The 21,146-nt window shown below is 65.1% G+C and carries 18 protein-coding genes; 11 read left to right on the top strand and 7 right to left on the bottom strand.

Annotated features, from left to right (window positions below; genetic code table 11):
- Positions 1-153: 153 nt before the first annotated feature.
- The 7 genes from norR (at position 154) to HG549_RS04295 (ending at position 7,672) form a co-directional block, all read left to right on the top strand.
- A complete protein-coding gene (gene norR / locus HG549_RS04325; protein ID WP_170028311.1) occupies positions 154-1,707 on the top strand; it encodes a nitric oxide reductase transcriptional regulator NorR in 1,554 nt (517 codons plus the stop codon).
- A 211-nt stretch (positions 1,708-1,918) separates the two neighbouring features.
- The gene (locus HG549_RS04320) at positions 1,919-2,818 is read left to right on the top strand and encodes a chemotaxis protein (protein WP_170028310.1); all 900 of its coding nucleotides are present in this window, start codon (positions 1,919-1,921) and stop codon (positions 2,816-2,818) included.
- A gap of 86 nt (positions 2,819-2,904) precedes the next feature.
- The gene (locus HG549_RS04315) at positions 2,905-3,216 is read left to right on the top strand and encodes a hypothetical protein (RefSeq protein WP_170028309.1); all 312 of its coding nucleotides are present in this window, start codon (positions 2,905-2,907) and stop codon (positions 3,214-3,216) included.
- Complete coding sequence (locus HG549_RS04310; protein WP_170028308.1) at positions 3,213-3,947, top strand: YkgJ family cysteine cluster protein; 735 nt, start codon at positions 3,213-3,215, stop codon at positions 3,945-3,947. Before HG549_RS04315 ends, HG549_RS04310 begins: the two co-directional genes overlap by 4 nt.
- 193 nt (positions 3,948-4,140) lie before the next feature.
- Positions 4,141-4,365: a hypothetical protein gene (locus tag HG549_RS04305; protein WP_170028307.1), complete on the top strand. Its 225-nt coding sequence runs from the start codon at positions 4,141-4,143 to the stop codon at positions 4,363-4,365.
- A 204-nt stretch (positions 4,366-4,569) separates the two neighbouring features.
- Positions 4,570-5,904, top strand: a complete 1,335-nt coding sequence (locus HG549_RS04300; RefSeq protein ID WP_170028306.1) for an OprD family porin — start codon at positions 4,570-4,572, stop codon at positions 5,902-5,904.
- A 277-nt stretch (positions 5,905-6,181) separates the two neighbouring features.
- Entirely contained in the window at positions 6,182-7,672 is a 1,491-nt protein-coding gene (locus HG549_RS04295) for a diguanylate cyclase (protein WP_170028305.1), read from the top strand.
- On the opposite strand, the gene HG549_RS04290 is transcribed toward HG549_RS04295, so the two are convergent.
- The gene (locus tag HG549_RS04290) at positions 7,669-8,145 is read right to left on the bottom strand and encodes a PA2169 family four-helix-bundle protein (RefSeq protein WP_170028304.1); all 477 of its coding nucleotides are present in this window, start codon (positions 8,143-8,145) and stop codon (positions 7,669-7,671) included. The genes HG549_RS04295 and HG549_RS04290 overlap by 4 nt on opposite strands.
- Positions 8,146-8,346: 201 nt before the next feature.
- On the opposite strand from HG549_RS04290, the gene HG549_RS04285 reads away from it, so the two are divergent.
- Entirely contained in the window at positions 8,347-8,568 is a 222-nt protein-coding gene (locus HG549_RS04285; protein ID WP_170034042.1) for a DUF3820 family protein, read from the top strand.
- Between the two features lie 59 nt (positions 8,569-8,627).
- On the opposite strand, the gene HG549_RS04280 is transcribed toward HG549_RS04285, so the two are convergent.
- Genes HG549_RS04280 through ptsP form a run of 3 tightly spaced genes read right to left on the bottom strand, consistent with a single transcriptional unit; the run spans position 8,628 to position 14,164 of the window.
- Complete coding sequence (locus HG549_RS04280; protein ID WP_170028303.1) at positions 8,628-10,367, bottom strand: PTS fructose-like transporter subunit IIB; 1,740 nt, start codon at positions 10,365-10,367, stop codon at positions 8,628-8,630.
- Positions 10,364-11,311: a 1-phosphofructokinase gene (gene pfkB, locus HG549_RS04275; RefSeq protein ID WP_170028302.1), complete on the bottom strand. Its 948-nt coding sequence runs from the start codon at positions 11,309-11,311 to the stop codon at positions 10,364-10,366. The genes HG549_RS04280 and pfkB overlap by 4 nt, the downstream gene beginning before the upstream one ends.
- Positions 11,312-14,164, bottom strand: a complete 2,853-nt coding sequence (gene ptsP, locus HG549_RS04270) for a phosphoenolpyruvate--protein phosphotransferase (RefSeq protein ID WP_170028301.1) — start codon at positions 14,162-14,164, stop codon at positions 11,312-11,314.
- A gap of 283 nt (positions 14,165-14,447) precedes the next feature.
- Between ptsP and cra the strand changes: the two genes are divergently transcribed.
- A complete protein-coding gene (gene cra, locus HG549_RS04265; protein ID WP_170028300.1) occupies positions 14,448-15,443 on the top strand; it encodes a catabolite repressor/activator in 996 nt (331 codons plus the stop codon).
- A 2-nt stretch (positions 15,444-15,445) separates the two neighbouring features.
- Complete coding sequence (locus tag HG549_RS04260) at positions 15,446-16,222, top strand: TatD family hydrolase (RefSeq protein ID WP_170028299.1); 777 nt, start codon at positions 15,446-15,448, stop codon at positions 16,220-16,222.
- Between the two features lie 169 nt (positions 16,223-16,391).
- Here the strand turns inward: HG549_RS04260 and ampE are convergent, their stop codons facing one another.
- From ampE to HG549_RS04245, 3 genes are all read right to left on the bottom strand, one after another.
- Positions 16,392-17,222, bottom strand: a complete 831-nt coding sequence (gene ampE / locus HG549_RS04255; RefSeq protein WP_170028298.1) for a regulatory signaling modulator protein AmpE — start codon at positions 17,220-17,222, stop codon at positions 16,392-16,394.
- Entirely contained in the window at positions 17,219-17,791 is a 573-nt protein-coding gene (gene ampD / locus HG549_RS04250) for a 1,6-anhydro-N-acetylmuramyl-L-alanine amidase AmpD (protein WP_170028297.1), read from the bottom strand. The genes ampE and ampD overlap by 4 nt, the downstream gene beginning before the upstream one ends.
- Positions 17,792-17,892: 101 nt before the next feature.
- Positions 17,893-20,040: a DUF1631 domain-containing protein gene (locus HG549_RS04245; protein WP_170028296.1), complete on the bottom strand. Its 2,148-nt coding sequence runs from the start codon at positions 20,038-20,040 to the stop codon at positions 17,893-17,895.
- A gap of 242 nt (positions 20,041-20,282) precedes the next feature.
- Here HG549_RS04245 and nadC point away from each other — a divergent pair, with 242 nt between their 5' ends.
- Positions 20,283-21,131: a carboxylating nicotinate-nucleotide diphosphorylase gene (gene nadC, locus HG549_RS04240; RefSeq protein WP_170028295.1), complete on the top strand. Its 849-nt coding sequence runs from the start codon at positions 20,283-20,285 to the stop codon at positions 21,129-21,131.
- Positions 21,132-21,146: the final 15 nt, after the last annotated feature.

The raw sequence follows: 21,146 nt of genomic DNA, 5'->3' as shown, positions 1-21,146 counted from the left end.
GCGACAACTCCTGAGCCTGTGGCTTCGAATGACTGCCGCGGTTATTACAGCAATCGTGCCAACTTTTATTCCCAGCAAAATCAGGGCTTTGACCGGCGTCATGTCAAAACGACCCGCCCGCGCGTATAGTCATATCGACCCACAGGAGTCTATATGACTACAAAGCCACTGCTCACCGCCCTGCTGCCCCTGGTCAGTGACCTGTCCCGCGACTTGCCGGACCAGGAACGATACCGCCGCCTGTTACAGGCCATGCGCGGGCTACTGCCCTGCGATGCCGCCGCGCTGCTGCGCCTGGACGGTGAGTGGCTGGTGCCGCTGGCAGTGGACGGCCTGAGCCCGGATACCCTTGGCCGGCGCTTCCGGGTCAGCGAGCACCCGCGCTTCCAGATCCTGCTCAGCCGCCCGGAGCCCACCCGCTTCGCCAGCGACTCCGAGCTGCCCGACCCTTACGATGGCCTGGTCAACGCCGCCCATGCCAACCTGGAAGTACATGACTGCATGGGCTGCCCACTGATGGTCGATGAGCGCCCCTGGGGCCTGGTCACCCTCGACGCCCTCACCCCCGGGCAGTTCCAGAGCCTGGAGCTGGATGCCCTGCAGGCCTTCGCCAGCCTGGCTGCCGCCACGGTTACCGTGGCCGAACGAATCGAGCACCTGGCCCTGCGTGCCGAAGACGAGCACCACCGCGCCGAGATCTACCGCCAGGCCAGCGGCCAGGATAGAGAACTGATCGGCCAGAGCCCCGCCCACAAGCGCCTGGTGGAGGAAATCCGCCTGGTTGGTGGCAGCGACCTGACCGTGCTGATCACCGGTGAAACCGGGGTTGGCAAGGAACTGGTGGCGCAGGCCTTGCATCAGGCCAGCAACCGCGCCGACAAACCGCTGATCAGCCTCAACTGCGCCGCCTTGCCCGACACGCTGGTGGAAAGCGAACTGTTCGGCCATGTCCGCGGCGCTTTCACCGGCGCCCATGGCGAGCGCCGCGGCAAGTTCGAGCTGGCCAATGGCGGCACGCTGTTCCTCGACGAAGTGGGTGAACTGCCGCTGACGGTGCAGGCCAAGTTGCTGCGTGTCCTGCAGAGCGGCCAGTTGCAGCGCCTTGGCTCGGACCGCGAGCACCGGGTGGATGTGCGCCTGATCGCCGCCACCAACCGCGACCTGGCGGCGGAGGTGCGCAGCGGTAACTTCCGCGCCGATTTCTACCACCGCCTCAGTGTCTACCCGCTGCACGTGCCGCCGTTGCGCGAACGCGGGCGCGACGTGCTGCTGCTGGCTGGCTACTTCCTCGAACAGAACCGTTCGCGCCTGGGCCTGAACAGCCTGCGCCTGAGCAGCGGCGCCCAGGCGGCACTGCTGGCCTACGACTGGCCAGGCAACGTGCGGGAACTGGAACACCTGATCGGCCGCTCGGCGCTCAAGGCGCTGGGCCAGCACACAGACAGGCCACGCATCCTCACCCTGGAAGCCATCGACCTCGACCTGCGCGCAAACGCCGCGCCTGGCACCCCGCCCTCCCCTGCTGCCCCCATACAGGCGGCGGCCCTGGCCGACGGTGGACTGCGCGCAGCCGTTGACGTCTACCAGCGCCAGCTGATCGAAGCCTGCCTGCAGCGGCATCAGCACAACTGGGCGGCCGCAGCCCGAGAGCTGGGCCTGGATCGGGCCAATCTCAGCCGTTTGGCGCACCGCCTGGGATTACGCTGAGGGGTTGCCGCTTGGCTCTGTACGAAAAGTCTTGAGACGCAGGTCAGGCAAGACGAAAACAGCCGAGGAAGCGGAGTGTACTGGAGTACATGAGCATTCCGAGGCTGTTTTCAACGCAGCATGAACAAGTATCAAGGCTTTTCGTACAGAGCCTAAAGCCCGAACAGATCAGGCCGATAACCGGTTACCCCTGTTCCCGACGAAGGTCACCATGGCCACGCAAAATGCCCGCGCGGACTCGCTGTCCCTGCTGCTGTTCACGCTGCGCAGCGGCAAGTTGATGGCAATCAACCTGCTCAAGGTCAGCGAGATCATCCCCTGCCCAGCGCTGACCAAGCTGCCCGAATCGCACCCCCACGTGAAAGGCGTGGCGACCCTGCGCGGCCATTCGCTGTCGGTCATCGACCTGTCCCGCGCCATCGGTGAACAGCCTTTGACCGACCCGGACGGCGGCTGCCTGATCGTCACCGAGATCAGCCGCTCGCGCCAGGGCCTGCATGTGCAGGCGGTCAGCCGTATCGTGCACTGCCTGAGCACCGACATCAAACCGCCACCCTACGGCTCGGGCAACCGCTCGTTCATTACCGGCGTGACCCGGGTCGACAACACCCTGGTGCAGGTGCTGGACATTGAAAAGGTCATCCACGCCATTGCCCCGCCGCTGCCTGAGCCGCCGCAGAAAACCTTGAGTGAAGAAGACATCAGCCTGCTGGCCGCCGCCAACATCCTGGTGGTGGACGACAGCCAGGTGGCCTTGCAGCAGTCGGTGCATACCTTGCGCAACCTCGGCATCGAATGCCACACCGCGCGCAGCGCCAAGGACGCCATCAACGTGCTGCTGGAGCTGCAGGGCACCGCGCAGGAAATCAACATCATCGTATCCGACATCGAAATGTCCGAGATGGACGGCTACGCATTCACCCGCACCCTGCGCGAGACCCCGGATTTCCAGCACCTGTACATCCTGCTGCATACTTCGCTGGACAGCACCATGAGCGCCGAGAAGGCCAGGCTGGCCGGAGCCAATGCCATCCTCACCAAGTTCTCCTCGCCGGAGCTGACCGATTGCTTGGTGGTGGCGGCGCGTACCGTGGTGTTTGCCGAGCGCTGATAAATTCAGCGACAAAATCACCGGCTTGCCGCCGGGGCCGAGCCAGGCATAATCGCGGCCTACGCATGCAATTTGCCGGTATCGCCATGAAATGCTTCAGCTCCATCCTGGTCGTCTACGCCCTGTTCAGCGCAGCCGCCCAGGCCTCGACCAGCCAGGCCTGGAACGAGCAGCGCCAGCAGATGCTCAAAGCCTGCCTGGCCGCCAGCCAGTTCAAGGATGCCCACGCCCGCGGCAAGCCCGCCGAGTTCGATGACCAGGTCGGCATGAGCGCCCTGCTGATCGAAGGCGTCTACCCACAGCAGCACATGCAGCAGCGTACCGGCAGCGAACTGTGCCTGTACGACCGCCGTCAGCAGCGCGCCTTCGTCAGCGAATGGAGCCCCGAGGCCAGGTGACCGGCAGCTTGCGTTTCGCCTGCACTGGCTGCGGCAAGTGTTGCACCGGCCACCACGTGCCACTGACCCTGGCCGAAACCCGTCGCTGGGCGGCAGACAACGGCCAGGTGATCGTGTTGCTCGAAGCGTTCGTGACCGACGGCCCAGGCATGCCGCAGGAGCAGCGCGAGCACGTACTACCCCGCTCCCATCCCGTGCGCTGCGGCGAAGGCGAAATACGCGTCGCGGTGACCTTTGCCGCGTTCAACCCTGGCCGCTGCCGCAACCTCGACGCCAACGACCGCTGCACTATCTATGACCAGCGCCCGCTGGTCTGCCGCATTTACCCGGTAGAGATCAACCCGCATATCCCGCTGCGCCCAGGCAGCAAGGACTGCCCGCCACAAGCCTGGCAGCAGGGGCCCGTGCTGATCCACGGCACGCGCCTGGTCGACACCGAGCTGGAGGCGCTGGTGCAAGCGTCGCGTCAGGCTGACCGGGATGACATCGCGGCCAAGGTGGCGCTATGCCAGGCGCTGGGCATGACCACCAGTGCGCTCAAGGGCAATGGTTTTACTGCTTACCTGCCCGACATGCACGTATTTGCCGCGGCGCTGGCGCAAATGCCGGACGATGCCGGAGCACAATGGACCCTGCACGTGGAGGATGAAGCGTTGCTGGCGGACTTGCGACAGCAGGGATTGCGCACCACCCACAAGCCCCCGGTGTACTACGCCTTCATCGGCTTCTGACCAGGCCGTACGCGCCCCCGTGCACGGGCCTGTCTAGCACGGGGCTTTCCGGCGAAAGTCCAATTGATTTCCGTGCAATCATTACCTTTTGCGCAACAGTTCTTATCGCGCTTCGCTCTGTTTCAAATGCATTGAAAGGACTAACTTTAGCCCTGTCCTCATTAGCACTTGCACTGCAAGAAGGTAGTTTCAAATGTCCAACAGTAAGGGTATTGCCAGCCTCTTCGTCCTGTCGTCCCTGTTGTTGTCGCCGCTGGCCATGGCCGAAGAATCCCAGGCTTTCATCACCCGTAACGCTGAGCTTGCCGCCATTCATCAAGAGGCCCGCGAAGCCGTACCCGCACAGAAGGCTGATGCCGCCAAAGGCGCAAAACAGACAGCTTCGAAAGCTGACGTCGATGCCAATGCCGACAGTTGAGCAAACGCTGTCGCTGCTCCCGTTTTCCCTTGGCTACGCCATGGGCACCACCGGTGCCGATATGTTAGCCTTTTAAAGCCGCTGCCGATCAGCGGCTTTTTTTATGTGCTTCAACTATCAGCCCGGCTGTAACGTACATCAATAAAAAGACGCACATTCGAAAATAAAAACTGCCCCACCGCCAGACCAAAGGAGCGAGTACCGGTGCCTTCCGCGTTTCGTTTTACCCCGCTGTTCATTGCGTTGACTGCAACGATCCCTTTCGCCGCCCAGGCAGATGAAGACAAGGCTGATGGCTTCATCGAAGGGTCGTCGCTCAACCTGCATTTGCGTAATGCCTATTTCAACCGCGACAACCACAACGCTGGCGTGCGTGACACCCGCGAGTGGGGCCAGGGCGCGGTTGCGCGCTTCGAATCGGGCTACACCCCAGGGGTGCTTGGCGTTGGCCTGGATGCCCATGCCATGCTGGGCTTGAAGCTCGATGGCGGTGGCGGCCACGCCGGCACCAGCATCCTGCCCGAGCACATCAAGGACGATGGCGAGCTGGGTGCAGCGCCGCATTCGTTCTCCACTGCCGGGGCCGCGATCAAATTCAAGGCATTCGACACCGAGCTCAAAGCCGGTGACCTGTTCCTCACCAACCCGGTGATCGCCGGTGGCGAAAGCCGCATGCTGCCGCAGACCTTCCGTGGCGTGAGCCTGACCAACACCAGCATCGACGGGTTGCTGCTCGAAGGCGGCCAGGCGAGCTTCACCAAGCCCTACAACCAGAGCGGCCACCGCCGTATCGACACCTACTACGGCGCGCTGGACGAGCACGACAAGAGCAAGCACCTGAACTGGGCCGGCGCGTCGTGGAGCGGTACCCCGAACATTACGGCCAACCTGTATGCCGCCGAGCTGAAGGACATCTGGAACCAGTATTACGCCGACTTCGACTACACCTATGTAGTCAATGACCTGGTCAGCCTGAACCCGGGCGTGCATTTCTATCACACCCAGGACACCGGCCAGGCACTGCTGGGCAAGATCGACAACAATACCTACAGCGTGCACTTCACCGTCAACGCCGGGTACCACAGCGTCACTGCCGCCTACCAGCGGGTCAACGGCAACACGCCGTTCGACTACATCAACCTTGGCGACAGCATCTACCTGGACAACTCGCGCATGTACTCCGACTTCAATGCGCCGAACGAGCGTTCGTGGAAGCTGCAGTACAACTATGACTTCGCTGGCTGGGGCGTCCCAGGCCTGACCAGCGCGCTGTCGTACTCGCGCGGTGAGGCCGACCTGACCAAGGCCACTCAGGACACCAGCCACTACGACTACTACCGTGCCGATGGCAAGAACGCCATGCACTGGGAGCGCGACCTGGACCTGAAGTACGTATTCCAGGAAGGTGACCTGAAGGACTTGTCGGTGCTGCTGCGCTATGCCGTGCACCGTGGCAGCCAGGGTTATGCCTCGATCGACAGTAACAGCGACAACGATGAATTGCGGGTGATCGTCGATTACCCGTTGAACGTGTTCTGATTCGAAACCGCCAGCGAAGGCTTTGCCCTCGGTTCGCTAAGAAGGTGGATGGCACCGGCTTTGCCGGTGATCGCGGCTGAAGCCGCTCCTACAGGGCAGTTCACATCTGTAGGAGCGGATTTATCCGCGAAGCAGGCAACGCGGTAGCTGTGGGAGCTTGCCGGCGATGGGCTGCGCAGACTCGCCTGCGTAATTCCGTCGGACAAATCTTGTTCGACAATCCCCACTTCCCTAGAATGTGGCCGCCGCGAATGGCCCTGCCCACGCAGTAGCGAGCATGACCCCCCGACCCCCGCGTTTCGCACTTTACAGGTCACACCCCGAGCTGTTCCTCAACCTGGGCAGTTGCCTTGCCGTGCTCGCCATCGTGGCCATCGTCAGCTACCTGCTGGCCCTTGAGCGCGATAGCGTCGAGCTGTCGGCGATCCGCTCGTCCAACAACATCGTCCAGCTGATCGAAAGCGATATCCTGCGCAATGTCGAACTCTACGACCAGTCCCTGAAGGGCCTGATCTGGGCAGTCGGGCGCCAGGAGCTGCCAGACATACCCAGCCCGCTGCGCCAGCGCCTGCTGTTCAACGAAGCCTTCGTCGACCGCAAGCGCGGTGATGTGCTGTGGCTGGACAAACAGGGCAATGTGGTAGGCGACTCCACCAGCAGCGTACCGCGTAAAGCCAACTTCGGCGCTACCGGGGTGTTTCAGGCGCACCAGCGCGATGCCAACCTCGGTCTGCTGGTCGGCCCACCGTTCAAGGCGCAGCTCGGCGACCTGGACTGGTGCATCAGTTTCAGCCGACGGATCTCCGGCGCGGATGGCGAGTTTGCCGGGGTGGCAGCTGGCGCACTGCGCCTGTCGTACTTCAGCGAACTGTTTCAGCGCCTGGACATTGGCGACGACAGCAGCATCAACCTGATCAACACCGACGGCCAACTGCTCGCACGCCAGCCATCACGTGCACAGGACCCGCTGATTGGCACCAACTTCGCCGACCGCCCCAATTTCAAACGCATCCTCAACGACCAGAGCGGCAGCTTCACCGCCCGCTCCGGCAGTAGTGCAAAACTGCGCATCTATACCTTTGCCCGGGTCCCGCAGCTGCCGCTGATCGTACTGGTGGCGCACTCGGCCGACGAAGTGTTCCAGTCCTGGCGCCGCACCGCGATCATGGTCAGCGTCGCCACCGGCGTACTGTGCGTGGGCATCCTCTGGCTGACCCTGCTGCTGGGCCGCGAATTACGCCGCCGCCACGAGGCCGAACAAGGCCTGGAAACACTGGCCTCTACCGACAGCCTGACCGGCCTGGCCAACCGCCGTCGCCTGGACCAGGTGTTGCGCCAGGAGTGGGCGCGCGCGCAACGCAACCGCAAGCCGTTGGCGGTATTGATGGTGGATGTGGACCATTTCAAGGCCTTCAACCAGCGCCATGGCCACGCGGGAGGCGACCATGCCCTGCGCGAAGTGGCCAAGACCATCGAGGCTTGTATCCGCCGCCCTGCCGACCTGGCGGCGCGCTATGGTGGGGAGGAATTCCAGGTGGTGCTGCCGGAAACCGACCTGGCAGGCGCACACTGGCTGGCCGAACGTATCCGCGCCAGTGTCGAAGCGCTGACGCCATTCGCCGATGATACCCACTCGGTCACGGTGAGCATCGGCATTGGCGTTTCCGGCACCCAGCACGACCTGGCAAGGGTGCTGGGTGCTGCGGATGAAGCCCTCTACCGGGCCAAGGCCAAGGGCCGCAACCGGGTAGAAGGGCCGGCCGATTAGGAACTGGCGCGTGCAGCGTTACGCAGTGCCTTGACCTGGTCATGATTGCGCTGCACGCCCTGCAGCTGCTTTTCCACCAGGTTGTAGGTCTGGTCGCTGGCGGTGCGGCCCAGTTTTACCAGTTTTTCCCGGGCGTCCTTGTAGGCCTTGAGTGCGTAGTCTTCACCACGCTCGACCTCGTTCAACACGGCCTCTTCGCTCTTGCCGGTAAGCATCGACTTGAAGTTGACCCAGCCACGGTGCAGGTCGCCGCTCAGGCTGGTCGAGGTTTCCGGATCACCGCCCAGGCGCCGCACCTCGCTTTGCAGCTCACCAGCAGCATTGGCGCACTCGCCGGCACGTTGCACGAAGAAGGCTTTCAGCTCCGGGTTCTTGACATCATCGGCCGATTCACGAAAACCCTTTTCGCCGTCCTTGCTGTACTCGATCAGGTCGTTCAGTACGTCGATCACATCTTTGTTCGGGTTGCTCATGGCAATACTCCTTGGCAGGTGATAGTCCACTAGATGAGAGCAGTGATCGTGCCAACCCGTTTGAAAAATAAAAAACGCCTGATATCAATGACTTGGCCTGATGACCACAACCCCGGCAAGCGGCGTTCTGCATGATTGCCGCTTGGGCGTTCGTGCACTTTGCAGTATGGTCGGCGCTCTCTACTGCCAGGTGCGCCGATGATGAAGCCGGAAACCCTAGAACTGCTGGTGACCCGCAGCATGCCGTTCGGCAAGTATCAGGGCCGGCTGATAGCCGACCTGCCGGGGGACTACCTGGCATGGTTCGCCCGCAAAGGCTTCCCGGCAGGGGAACTGGGTGGGTTGTTGGCGTTGATGCACGAGATCGACCATAACGGGTTGGGCGACTTGCTGGTGCCATTGCGGCAGAAGCATCGACGCTAGCCGGCAGCGGCCACCTCGCGGTTGAATCCGCGAAGCGGCCAGTGCGCCAACCCAGGCCTCTAGCCTTTCGCCGGTGCTACCGCCAGCTCTACCCCTTCGCTCTTCTTGATCAGCGCATACACCACCGCCGTCAGCAAGCTGCCGGCCACGATCGCCAGCAGGTACAGCGCCGCATGGTTGATCGCATTCGGGATCAGCAGCACGAACAGGCCGCCATGCGGTGCCATCAGCTTGCAGCCGAAGTACATCGACAAGGCCCCGGTCAGCGCGCCGCCGGCGATGCTGGCGGGGATGACCCGCAGCGGGTCCTTGGCGGCAAACGGTATCGCCCCTTCGGAAATGAAGCACAGGCCCAGCGCCAGGGCTGCCTTGCCCGCCTCGCGCTCGCTTTGGGCGAACTTGCGACGGGCCAGGAAGGTGGCAATACCCAGGCCGATCGGCGGCACCATGCCCGCGGCCATGGTCGCCGCCATCGGCGCGTAGCTCGACGAGGCCAGCAGCCCCACCGAAAAGGCATAGGCGGCCTTGTTGATCGGCCCGCCCAGGTCGACGCACATCATGCCGCCCAGCAACAGCCCCAGCAGGATGGCGTTGGTGGTGCCCATGCTGTCGAGGAAGTGGGTGAGGCCGTCGAGCATCGCCGCCACCGGCTGGCCAACCACGTAGATCATCACCAGGCCGGTGAACAGGCTGGCCAGCAACGGGATGATCAGGATCGGCTTGAGCGCCTCCAGGCTGCTGGGCAAGCGGGCCCAGCGGGCAATGGCCTTGGCGCTGTAACCGGCGAGGAAGCCGGCGACGATGCCGCCGATGAAGCCCGCACCCAGGGTGCTGGCCAGCAGCCCGCCGATCATGCCGGGGGCCAGCCCCGGGCGGTCGGCGATCGACCAGGCGATGTAGCCCGCCAGCAATGGCACCATCAGCTTGAATGCCGCCTCGCCACCGATCTGCATCAATGCCGCTGGCAGGGTCCCCGGCTGTTTATAGGCCTCGATACCGAACACGAACGACAGGGCGATCAGCAGCCCGCCCGCCACCACCATGGGCAGCATGAACGACACACCGGTGAGCAGGTGCTTGTACACCCCGGTCTTCTCGCCCTTGGTTGGCGTAGCCGCTGCCGAGGCATCGGCGCCGCTTTCCACCTTGGCTTCGGCCAGGGCCTTGTCCAGGGTGGCACGGGCCTGCTTGAGGGCGATGCCAGTGCCGCAGCGGTAGATGCGCTTGCCGGCGAAACGCGCGGTGGGCACTTCGATGTCGGCAGCCAGCAGGACCACGTCGGCGGCGGCGATGGCTTCGGCAGACAAGGGGTTGCGCGCACCGACCGAACCCTGGGTCTCGACGGTGAGCTGGTAGCCCAGCTGCTGCGCGGCCTGCTGCAGGGCCTCTGCGGCCATGAACGTGTGCGCGACGCCGGTCGGGCAGGCGGTGACCGCGACGATGCGTGCACCGGCACTGGCCAGCTCGGCCGGGCCGGTTGCCACTGAAGTCAGCAGCTCGGCATTGGCGGCGGCTTCATCGAGAAAGCCCTCACGATCGGTCAAGGCCTGGGACGGCGTACTCTGGTAGACCCGCTTGCCGACGAAGCGGGCGAGGTCCACCGGCCCGGTGCTGATCACCAGCACCCAGTCGGCCTCGGCGATCTGCGCGGCGCTCAGTTGCCGCTCGGGGTGCTCGACGTCCTGTACCTCGACGCTGGTACTCCAGCCGCGCCGCTGGGCCGCGGCGGACAGCAAACGCGCGCTCAGCACGCTCGACACCTGGCCGTTGGGGCAGGCGGTGACAATGGCAATGTTCATCGGCAACCCTCTTGTTGTTCTGTCAGTTGCACGGCGGCTTCCAGGCGCGCCAGTTGCTCCCGGTCACAGATGCCGAACCCCACCTGGGTAACGGCCTGGGCGGCGATAGCGGTGGCGCGGGCCAAGGTCTGTGCCGGGGCTTCGCCCAGCAGCAAGCCATGGACCATGCCGGCCACCAGCGAATCCCCCGCCCCTACCGTGCTGGCTACCTGCACCTTGGGCGGGCGGGCATGCACGGCGAGCTCGCGGGTGAACCAGCTGACCCCCTGCTCGCCCGCCGACACCACCACGTGTTCGATGCCACTGGCCACCAGGCGGGCGGCGGCGGCACGCTGCTGTTGCGGGTTATCCACAGCCAGGCCCAGCACTTCGCCCAGCTCTTCGGTATTCGGCTTGACCAGCCAGGGAATGCTCTGCAAGCCAGCACGCAGGGCTTCGCCACTGCTGTCCAGGGCAACCTTCAGCCCCAGGGCTTTCAATCGTTCGAGCAACTGGCAGAACCACTCGGCACTGATGCCGCGCGGCAGGCTGCCCGCCACCACCACCGCGTCATGCCCCGGCGCAACCTGCTCCAGCAGGCGCAACAAGGCGCTGCGGGCCGCCTCGTCGACCTCCGGGCCCTGGCCGTTGACGTCGGTGACACGGCCATCGGCCTCGACCAGCTTGATGTTGCTGCGGGTCTCGCCGGGCACACGGACAAAGCAGTCGGCAAAGCCACGCCACTGGATCAGCGCTTCGAACGGCTGCAGGTTATCGCGGCCGAGGAAGCCGCCTACCGTGACACTGTGCCCCAGGTCGGCCAGTACCTGGGCAACGTTCAGCCCTTTGCCCGCAGCGTGGCTGTGCTGCGTCTGGCTGCGGTTGACCTGCCCCGGGCGCAGGGTCCCCAGGCCGATGGTGATATCCAGCGCCGGGTTCAGGGTGAGGGTGAGGATCTTGGCCATTCAGTAACGCTCCACCAGCGCGCGAACCGCTGCGGCGCTGTCCTGTTGCAGGGCCTCGCGCGCCAGGGCGCGGGCCGTCTGGTGATCGGCCTGGCGGACCAGGGCCTTGACTTCGGCAATGCTGCGCGCCGCAACGCTGAGCTCGTCCACGTCCAGGCCGAGCAGCACCGCCACCGCCTGCGGGTCGGCCGCCAGTTCGCCGCACACGCCCACCCACTTGCCATGGGCATGCGCGGCGCGCACGGTCATGTCGATCAGGCTGAGCACCGCCGGATGCAGGCCATCGGCCTGGGCCGAAAGGCTCGGGTGGCCACGGTCGATGGCCAGGGTGTACTGGGTCAGGTCATTGGTGCCGATGCTGAAGAAGTCGACTTCGCGCGCCAGTTGCGCGGCCAGCAGGGCTGCCGACGGCACTTCGACCATGATGCCCAGTTGCAAATCGGCCACCGGGATTTCCGCCCGCAGGCGCTCGACCATGGCCCGCGCTTCGCGCCACTCGTGCACCTGGCCCACCATCGGGAACATGATGCGCAGCGGGCGCTGGTCGGCGGCCCGCAGCAAGGCGCGCAGCTGGTCCTCCATCACCTGCGGGCGCTGCAAGGTCAGGCGTACCCCACGCACGCCGAGGAACGGGTTTTCCTCGGCAGCGATCGGCCAGTACGGCAGCGGCTTGTCGCCGCCGACATCGAGGGTACGCACCACCAGCGGGCGACCGTCGAGGCCATCGAGTACGCGCCGGTATTCCGCCTCCTGGGTGGCCACGTCCGGCACCTGGGGGTGGGCCATGAAAATCAGCTCGGTGCGCAGCAAGCCCACGCCTTCGGCGCCCTGCTCCACCACCTTGGCGATGCCGCTGCTTTCGCCGATGTTGGCGAACACCTCGATGGCATGCCCATCGCGGGTGACTGCCGGCTCGAAGCGGTTGGCCCAGGCCGCCTGCAGGCGTTGCTCGCGCAGGTCCCGCTCGGCCAGGGCACGTTGCAGTTCATCTGCCGGTGGCGCCACGCTGACCACGCCGCGCTGGCCATCGAGCAGCAACGGCGTGCCCGCCTCCAGCAGCAGGATCGCGGCGCCGGCGCCAACCACCGCCGGGATGCCCAGGGCACGGGCGACAATCGCGCTGTGGGCGGTGGCGCCGCCCTGGGCAGTGACGATACCGGCAACACGGCTCGGGTCCAGCCGGGCGACATCGGACGGGCCGACTTCAGTCATCACCAGGACGTACGGTTGTTGCGGTTCGGCTTGCGCCTGCACGCCACACAGTTGCGCCAGCACCCGGCGACCGATGTCGCGCAGGTCAGCGGCACGCTCGGCGAGCAAGGCATCGTGCAGCGACTCCTGCTGGCGTGCCGCCGCCTCGATCACCGCCATCCACGCCGCCGCGGCGCTCTCGCCCTGGGTCAGGCGCTGCTCGACATCGTCGCTCAGGGCCGGGTCGGCGAGCATTTCCTGGTGGGTCACGAAGATCTCGCCAATGGCCTTGTCACTGCGCTGGACCAAGGCTTGCAATTCGCTGTTCACAGTCGCCACGGCTTCACGCAGCTTCTGCCGCTCCTGGGCGTACGACTCGCCGCGCAGGGGGTAGTCGAACTCGCGCTCGACACACACGTGGGCCGGGCCACTGGCAATACCCGGGGCGGCGCCCACGCCCTGGACACGGCTACCGGCCGGCGGTGCCTGCAGCACTTCGGCGGTGGCGCTGACGGCAGCCGCGCTGCCCTGCGGCAACGGTTCCACCTCCTCGCCCAGACCTTGTTCGATGGCAGCCAACAGCACCGGCAAGGCATCGGCGGCACTAGTGGGTTCAGCCACCAGTTCCAGCGCCTGGCCACGACGGGCGCCGAGGCTGAGCAACTTGCTCAGGCTCTTCACCGATACCGCTGGCTGCGCGCTGTCGACCAGGCGCACGCGGATTTCCCCCTCGAAACCTTTGGCCAACTGCGCCAGCACCTTGGCTGGGCGGGCATGCAAGCCATGCGGGTTGGCCAGCACGATACGCGCGCTGGGCCAGTCCGCCGGCGCCTCTCCGCCCAGCACTTCCAGGACTGCGCGGCTGCTGGTGGCCTGGTAGAGCATCTGCCCGCGCCCTTCGATCAGTACTTCACACAGGCGTTCGAGCAAGGCCTGGTGGGCTGCGCCGAGGCTGGCCAGGCAGAACAGGCCGTTGAGCGGCTGGTCGCGATAGCGCAATGGCTGTTGCGGGGTGATGAAGGCCAGCCCCGGCTGACGCACCTGGCGTTCGCTGTGCAGCCACCACAGGCCCTCGCCCAGCGGTAACGGTTCGGCCTGCTGCAGCACGGCAGCGAACCCGCTGTCGACGCACTCGGCCCGCTGCAACAGGCGAGCGCCGCGCCAGGCCAGTTCGTCGAAGTCTTCAGCAGGCAGGTTCAGGCCGACCAGTTGCGCATCCAGGGCCAGTTCCTGGGGCGCGCCTTGCAACAGCTTCAGCAATGCCTCGGCGGAGCCGGCGCGACGCAGCGCTTCGGCCAAGTCGGTCTCGCCCAGGGCGCGGGTCAGCAGCTGCAACAGGCGCAGGTGTTCGTCGGAACGGGCGGCGATGCCAATGGCCAGGTAGACCATTTGCCCATCGCCCCAATCCACACCCTCGGGAAACTGCAGCAGGCGCACGCCGGTGGCGTACACCAGGTCGCGTGTCTGCGGGGTGCCGTGGGGAATGGCGATGCCCTGGCCAAGGAAGGTGGAGCCCTGCGCCTCGCGGGCCTGCAGCCCTTGCAGGTACCCTTCGGCGACCAGGCCGTCGGCGACCAACCGGTCGGCCAGCAGGCACAAGGCCTCGGCCTTGGTGGCGGCCTTCTGGCCCATGGCTATCTGCTCCTTGGCGAGCTCGAGCATGACCTTCTCCTTTTGCAGTTCCCGGTCGGGTACTGGAGTATTGTTGTGGAATTCACATGAACGGCCAGTTCGACAGCCTTGCACGATGGCAGCCGAGGCAGAAAAATCGGCAGCTGAAACGTTTAATCTGACCAGGCGGCCACGTTACTCGATAATCTGCCAGGGAAAAAGCCCCATCCTGTCGGACAATTGCGACAATGGTCGTCTGCGCGTGGCGCCGCTGCCGGGTCAAACTACCCGGTCAGGCTTCACAGCCAGCCCCGGTAATAACAAGGAAAATTCGGTGAAACTCAGCGATATCGCCCGTCTGGCCGGTGTGTCCGTGACCACTGCCAGCTACGTCATCAATGGCAAGGCCGAACAACAGCGCATCAGCAACAGCACCGTCGAGCGGGTGCGTGCGGTGGTCGAAGCCCATGGCTTCACCCCCAACCCGCAGGCTGCTGGCTTGCGCAGCCGGCATACGCGTACCTTGGGCTTCATTCTCCCCGATCTGGAGAACCCCAGCTACGCGCGCATCGCCAAACAGCTCGAACAAGGCGCCCGAGCCCGTGGCTACCAGTTGCTGATCGCCAGCAGCGACGACCAGCCCGACAGCGAGCGCCAGTTGCAGCAGCTGTTCCGCGCGCGCCGTTGCGATGCGCTGTTCGTCGCCAGCTGCCTGCCACCGCAAGACGACAGCTACCGCGAACTGCAGGACAAGGGCCTGCCGGTGATCGCCATCGACCGCCGCCTGGACCCGGCGCACTTCTGTTCGGTCATCAGCGACGACCGCGATGCCAGCCGCCAACTGGCCGCCAGCCTGCTCAGCGCGGCCCCGCGCAGCATCGCCCTGATCGGCGCACGCCCGGAGCTTTCGGTCAGCCAGGCGCGTGCCGGCGGCTTCGACGAGGCCCTGCACGGTTATGCCGGCGAAGTTCGCCGCTACCAGGGCGAAGCCTTCAGCCGTGAATGCGGCCAACGCCTGATGCAACAGCTGATTGGTGACCTCGGCGGCCTGCCGGACGCCCTGGTGACCACCTCCTACGTGCTGCTGCAAGGGGTGTTCGACGCCCTTCAGGCACGCCCGGCCGACTCACGCCAGCTGCAGCTGGGCACCTTCGGCGACAACCAGCTGCTCGACTTCCTGCCGCTGCCGGTGAACGCCATGGCCCAGCAGCATGGCCTGATTGCCGCCACCGCGCTGGAACTGGCGTTGGCCGCGATCGAGGAGAAACGCTACGAACCTGGCGTGCACGCCGTCGGTCGAACCTTCAAGCAACGCATCGCAGCGGCCTGAACATGCGCCTGATCGACACGCACACCCACCTGGACTTCCCCGACTTCGACGCCGACCGCCCGCGCCTGCTGGCCAACGCGGCGGCGCGCGGGGTGGAACGGCTGGTGGTGCTGGCGGTGCACCAGGCCAATTTCCAACGGGTGTGGGACCTGGCCTGCAGCGATCAGCGCCTGTTCGCCGCGTTCGGCCTGCACCCGGTCTACCTCGAGCAACATCGCCCGCAGCACCTGGGCCAATTACGCGAGTGGCTGGAGCGCCTGCGCGGCCACCCGCGGCTGTGTGCGGTAGGCGAGTTCGGCCTGGACTATTACCTCGAAGACCTGGACAAGGCGCGCCAGCAGGGCCTGTTCGAAGCGCAACTGCAAATGGCCTGCGACTTCGAGCTGCCGGCCCTGCTGCACGTGCGCCGCAGCCACGCCCAGGTGATCGCCACGCTCAAGCGCTACAAGCCGCTGCGAGCGGGGGTGATTCATGCGTTTGCCGGCAGTTACGAAGAGGCCCGGGAATACATCAAGCTGGGCTTTCGGCTTGGCTTGGGCGGTGCGGCTACCTGGCCGCAGGCACTGCGGCTGCGCAAGACCCTGGCACGGTTGCCGCTGGACAGCGTGGTGCTGGAGACCGATGCACCGGACATGGCACCGGTGATGTACCCGGGGGAACGGAACAGCCCGGAGCACCTGCCGGAGATCGCCACGGTGCTGGCAGAGGTGATGGGGGTGGACGTCGGGGAACTGGCCGCAGCCAGCAGCCGCAATGCTTGCGAGGTGTTTGGCTGGTAGCAGCTGGATCGCCTCGGTCCCAGGATTTTCACGGTCCTTGCAGGAGCGGCCTTGGGTCGCGAAGGGCCCCAACGCGGCCCCCGACCATCAGGTGGCGAATCTGAATCCCCGGGGCTGCTGCGCAGCCCATCGCGACACAAGGCCGCTCCTACAAAGGGACGCGTCTACGTCAGACCAGCACCGTCCACAACGCAAACCCGGCATACCACAGCACCGCACAGCGCAGCAGCAATTCCCACAGGCTGTCCAGCCGCCCCAGCCCACGCTGGTCGTCTTCTTCCTCTGGAATGTCATCGGCAATGCGCCCGACCCGAGCCACCAGATGCGCGGCGCTGATATGCCAGTTCAGCAACTCATGCAGCATCACCCGTGTGACCGCGACAAAATTGCCCACCAAGGCAAAGCTCAATGCCAACACCCGCACCGGCAACCAGTCCATCACATGCCGTAGCTGCTCGGCACGGGCCTTGAGCGCTGGCTGCTTGCTGTGCTCGCCACACAGTGCCAGCAGACGATAGGCCAGCGCGGCGCCCGGGCCGAGTACGAAGTACCAGAAGATCACCGCGAAAAAGCCTTGGTATACCTGCCACAACAGGTTGCCCTGAACGCTTACCAGCAAGCTGCGGGGATTGTCGGCAGCCAGCCCCAGGTCACGTTCTGCCACGTGCAGCGCGGCTTGGTCATCGCCCCGGCGCCAGGCGTCGCGGAACGGCCCCAGCGATGCCTTGGCATCGCCGCGGCCCAGGCTGTAGATCAGCACCAGCAGATGCACCGGTAAGGCCAGCAGGCCATACGCCACAGGGTCCAGCACATGCAGCAGCAACACCAGCAACGCGACCGGAGCCAACACCAGAATGGCCAGCGTCCACCACGGGTGCACCTTGCCGCTGCGCTCCAGGCGCACCAGTTCGCCAAGGAAGAACCCGTCACGCTGCACCTGATGGCGCAACGCCGAGAACTTCTCGACCCACAGCGCCAGCAACAACACCAGAAAACTCATGCCTTGTCCTCGTTGTGCAGCAGCGCCTTGCGGTAGCGTGGCCAGTCGAAGGCCGGGCCAGGGTCGGTCTTGCGCTGCGGGGCAATGTCGCTGTGGCCTTGGATACGGCTGAGGTCGATGGCCGGCCAGGCGTTGCGGATATGCCGGGTAAGTTGCTCCAGCACTGCGTACTGGGCATCGGTATAGGGCAGCTCGTCAGTGCCTTCCAGCTCGATACCGATGGAGAAGTCGTTGCAACCCTCGCGCCCGTCGAAGCATGACACACCGGCATGCCAGGCGCGGTCGAGCAATGACACGAACTGGGTCACCGCGCCGTCGCGCTCGACGAACAGGTGCGCCGACACGGTCAGGTGGTTGATGCTGGCGAAATACGGATGCTCGTCAGGGTCCAGGCGGTTCTGGAAGAATTGCTGGACCTTGCCGGTGCCGAAACAGGCCGGAGGCAGGCTGATGTTATGGATCACCAGCAGGGAAATCGATTCGCCCTGGGGGCGGGCATTGAAGTTCGGCGAGGGGCAGTGGGTGATTCCGATTCCGTGGAACCAGCCAGTGGCACGGTCCAATTGCATGGGGGCAGATCCTGAAAGCGCCATGAACAGGGCATCAGTATGCCCTGTGGCCAAGGCCGTTTGCATGTGAATGATTGTAATGTTTGCGCCTACAGGCCTGGTTACTGTCGCAACGCCTGGAGCACCGCGTCCAGCGCCCGCTCGAACAGCAGGCCGTCGTCCAGCACCCGCACCTCGCCGCGGTGCAGGGCCCGGGCCAGGCTGGCGCCGTTCCACTCGCGCACTTTCATGCCGGTGCGGTTGGCAAACACCAGCCTGTCGCTACTGTCGATGCGCGCCACCAGCTTGCAGCGCAGCGGCTCGTCCTCGTCGAGCACCTCGACCCAGGTACCGATACGCAGGCGCTGTACCTGACGCAGCGCAGCGGCCTGGCCATGGGCGACATGCAACGGCGCGCAGGCGGGCTCTTCGGCAATGGCCAACACGATATCCTCGGCCACCAGCACGTCGCCCAGGCGTTGGCCCTCTGCGCCAGGCTGTAGCTCGGTGCCGGCGCAGGCGCGCAAGTGCAACTGCTCCAGTTGCAGGAAGAATTCGCGGGTCGCGGCCGAGTCCAGGGCCACGCTGGCGAGGCCATCGCGCAGTGCCTTGAGCAGGCCAGGCACCTGCTGCAACAAGGCTTGTGTTTCATGCGGTGGGGTGATGCTGGCCAGCAGCGCGTCCATGGTCTGCACTGCATCCCGCCAGGCCTGGGAAGCCTCGCCCTGCTTGAGCCAGGCCAGCAGCATGACCTGGCTCCACGACTGCACCAGCATCTGCACCACCACCTGCGGCCATACCCGGCCGCGCAGGCGCAGGTTCAGCGCATGCTGCACCTGTTGCCTGGCCTGCTGGGCGCGGGCACGCCCTTCTTCGGCATCGCGGGTGCGTTGTTCGAGCAGTTCGTTGCGCCGCCGCTCGTCCTGGTTGAAAGCGAGGAAGTCTTCCAGCAGTTCAGCGAACAGGCTGGTATTTTCGGCAAAATCGTTGAGCAGGCGCTGGATGGTCCGCTCCACGCGCAGATGCAGGCTGTCGCGCAGACCATCGCCGGCACATTCCCAGCCGATGGCGGCACCGGCGATCTCGTTGAGCAGTCGCCTGGCCGGGTGGCTGGCCCGGCTGAACAGCCCCTTATCCAGCAGGGCGACTTTCAACAGCGGAATATGAAGGCGCACGATCAGCGCGCGCAGGCTGGCCGGCAGATTGTCGTCGTTGCGGATGTAGCCGAACAACAGGCCTACCAGGTTGATCATGTCCTCGTCGGCCACTTCGATGCGCCGGCGTGTGCCGCTGCGCACGCTGACCCGCAAGAGCAACTGTTCAAGCTGCTGGCCGAGTTCGAAATCCTCGTCTTCGTGGGTAGCGGGCACGTAGTGCTGCAAATGGGAGAGCAGCCGCAGCAGATCGGCGGTGCTGATCGGCTGGGCAGCGGCTACCGCTTGCAGACGCGGCGCAAACTGCCCGCGCAACGGCGCCAGCAGGGGCTGCAACGCTGCAAAGAAGGCCTGCCCTGCCGCATCGGCGCCAACCTCCTGCGCCAGGTTCGCCGTGCCACGTCGAGCGCCCATACGCCGGTCTTCGGCACGCCGGCGCGGTGCCGGCGGCAACTCGGGTAGCACGCCTGCAGCAGCCAGCAACTGGTTGGCTTCGCCATAGATGACGTCGGCATCGCGCAGTACATAGCGCTCGAACAGTTTCAGCAGCACCAGCTTTACCCGCAGGACAACCCCCAGGTTACGCCCGGCATCGAGGAAGTAGCCACACAGTGCAGCCGGCCCCAATGGGTTGTGCTGCTCGTGCAGCGGGCGATCGAGCAGTGCCTGCAAGCGCAGGCCCAGTTGCTGCAGGGCAATGCCGTCACGCGACAGCACCCGCGCGACCATGCCTTCGATCGCGGCGGCCCGCTCGGCCTGGGCCTTGCTGCGCAGGTCGCGAGGATCGCCCAGGTGGGCCAGCAGGTCGACCTGGCCCATCCGGGAAAAGGCGTCGTAGAAGGTGTCGAGAAAGCCCCGTTCGATGCTCTTGCGCTTCAGGCGCAGGTCGCGCATGGCCTCGAAGTAGAGGTTCTGGTCCCCGCGGTCGAATGCCTTGTCGGCCATCTCGAAGAGGGTGTCGTCGGCGTTGTCGAACAAGCCTTGCAAGCCCTGGCGCAACTGCAAGGCGGCTTTGTCGCGCACTTGCAGGAGCAATACCGGAAGGCAAGGCAGGGGCGCACGCCCCCCTCGGTCGATGGCGGCCGCCAAGGGCACCACCTTGCCTTCTTTTTGCATCCTGGACTCCTTGCAGGGTGTCTCGCCCGAAGGGGCTGAAGATCGTCAAAGCTATGACGCCAAATACTGGTCGCTATTATCGGCAAAAAACCATACCGCTGCCAGCGCCGTTTCACTCGCTGGCTAGTGACCCCGATTTGCCCCGGTTGCTCAATGCGCCCGACCGAAGGTCGCTGCCAAGGCGGCTGTACACACCGGCCCCCTGCCCTATAATCGCGGGCATCTAGCTTGTGGAGCCGACCATGCCGAACCTACGCCTCGCCGATCTGACCGCTGAAATCGAAGCCAACGTGCGCCGCGCGCTGTTGGAGGACATCGGCAGTGGCGATATAACCGCGCAGTTGATCCCGGCCGAGCGCCTGGCCAAGGCGACCATCATCACCCGCGAAGACTGCGTGATTGCCGGCACCGCCTGGGTCGATGCGGTGTTTCGCCAACTCGACCCGCGGGTGGCGGTGCACTGGCAGGTGGCCGACGGGGAACGCGCCACGGCCAACCAGGCGTTGTTCCACCTGGAAGGCCCGGCACGCTCGCTGCTCAGCGGTGAACGCAGTGCGCTGAACTTCCTGCAGTTGCTGTCGGGTGTGGCCACCCGTGCACGCTTTCTCGCCGACCTGGTGCAAGGCACCCAGGTACGCCTGCTGGACACCCGCAAGACCTTGCCCGGCCTGCGCCTGGCGCAGAAGTACGCAGTGACCTGTGGCGGCTGCGACAACCACCGCATTGGCTTGTACGATGCCTTCCTGATCAAGGAAAACCACATTGCAGCCAGTGGCGGCGTGGCCGAGGCAGTGGCAGCCGCGCACCGTATTGCACCGGGCAAACCGGTGGAAATCGAAGTGGAAAGCCTGGACGAACTGCGCCAGGCGCTGGCCGCCGGTGCGGATATCATCATGCTCGACGAGCTGAACCTGGAGGAAATGCGCGAAGCGGTGCGCATTACCGCCGGCAAGGCCAAGCTCGAGGCCAGCGGCGGGGTCAACGAACAGACCTTGCGCGTGATTGCCGAGACCGGGGTGGACTACATCTCGATTGGTGCCATGACCAAGGATGTGAAGGCCGTGGACCTGTCGATGCGACTGAGCCTGTAATCGAATTGCAGGCAT

Origin of the sequence: Pseudomonas sp. SK (assembly GCF_012975065.1) — a bacterium.
GTDB lineage: Bacteria > Pseudomonadota > Gammaproteobacteria > Pseudomonadales > Pseudomonadaceae > Aquipseudomonas > Aquipseudomonas anuradhapurensis.
This window is presented reverse-complemented; position numbering and strand designations above follow the sequence as displayed.

What these genes read in the sequence shown, in the direction of transcription:
- norR (WP_170028311.1), top strand. Translation starts at nt 154, where the DNA reads ATGACTACAAAGCCACTGCTCACCGCCCTGCTGCCCCTGGTCAGTGAC.
- HG549_RS04320 (WP_170028310.1), top strand. Translation starts at nt 1,919, where the DNA reads ATGGCCACGCAAAATGCCCGCGCGGACTCGCTGTCCCTGCTGCTGTTC.
- HG549_RS04315 (WP_170028309.1), top strand. Translation starts at nt 2,905, where the DNA reads ATGAAATGCTTCAGCTCCATCCTGGTCGTCTACGCCCTGTTCAGCGCA.
- HG549_RS04305 (WP_170028307.1), top strand. Translation starts at nt 4,141, where the DNA reads ATGTCCAACAGTAAGGGTATTGCCAGCCTCTTCGTCCTGTCGTCCCTG.
- HG549_RS04295 (WP_170028305.1), top strand. Translation starts at nt 6,182, where the DNA reads ATGACCCCCCGACCCCCGCGTTTCGCACTTTACAGGTCACACCCCGAG.
- HG549_RS04290 (WP_170028304.1), bottom strand. Translation starts at nt 8,145, where the DNA reads ATGAGCAACCCGAACAAAGATGTGATCGACGTACTGAACGACCTGATC.
- HG549_RS04285 (WP_170034042.1), top strand. Translation starts at nt 8,347, where the DNA reads ATGAAGCCGGAAACCCTAGAACTGCTGGTGACCCGCAGCATGCCGTTC.
- HG549_RS04280 (WP_170028303.1), bottom strand. Translation starts at nt 10,367, where the DNA reads ATGAACATTGCCATTGTCACCGCCTGCCCCAACGGCCAGGTGTCGAGC.
- pfkB (WP_170028302.1), bottom strand. Translation starts at nt 11,311, where the DNA reads ATGGCCAAGATCCTCACCCTCACCCTGAACCCGGCGCTGGATATCACC.
- ptsP (WP_170028301.1), bottom strand. Translation starts at nt 14,164, where the DNA reads ATGCTCGAGCTCGCCAAGGAGCAGATAGCCATGGGCCAGAAGGCCGCC.
- HG549_RS04260 (WP_170028299.1), top strand. Translation starts at nt 15,446, where the DNA reads ATGCGCCTGATCGACACGCACACCCACCTGGACTTCCCCGACTTCGAC.
- ampE (WP_170028298.1), bottom strand. Translation starts at nt 17,222, where the DNA reads ATGAGTTTTCTGGTGTTGTTGCTGGCGCTGTGGGTCGAGAAGTTCTCG.
- ampD (WP_170028297.1), bottom strand. Translation starts at nt 17,791, where the DNA reads ATGCAATTGGACCGTGCCACTGGCTGGTTCCACGGAATCGGAATCACC.
- HG549_RS04245 (WP_170028296.1), bottom strand. Translation starts at nt 20,040, where the DNA reads ATGCAAAAAGAAGGCAAGGTGGTGCCCTTGGCGGCCGCCATCGACCGA.
- nadC (WP_170028295.1), top strand. Translation starts at nt 20,283, where the DNA reads ATGCCGAACCTACGCCTCGCCGATCTGACCGCTGAAATCGAAGCCAAC.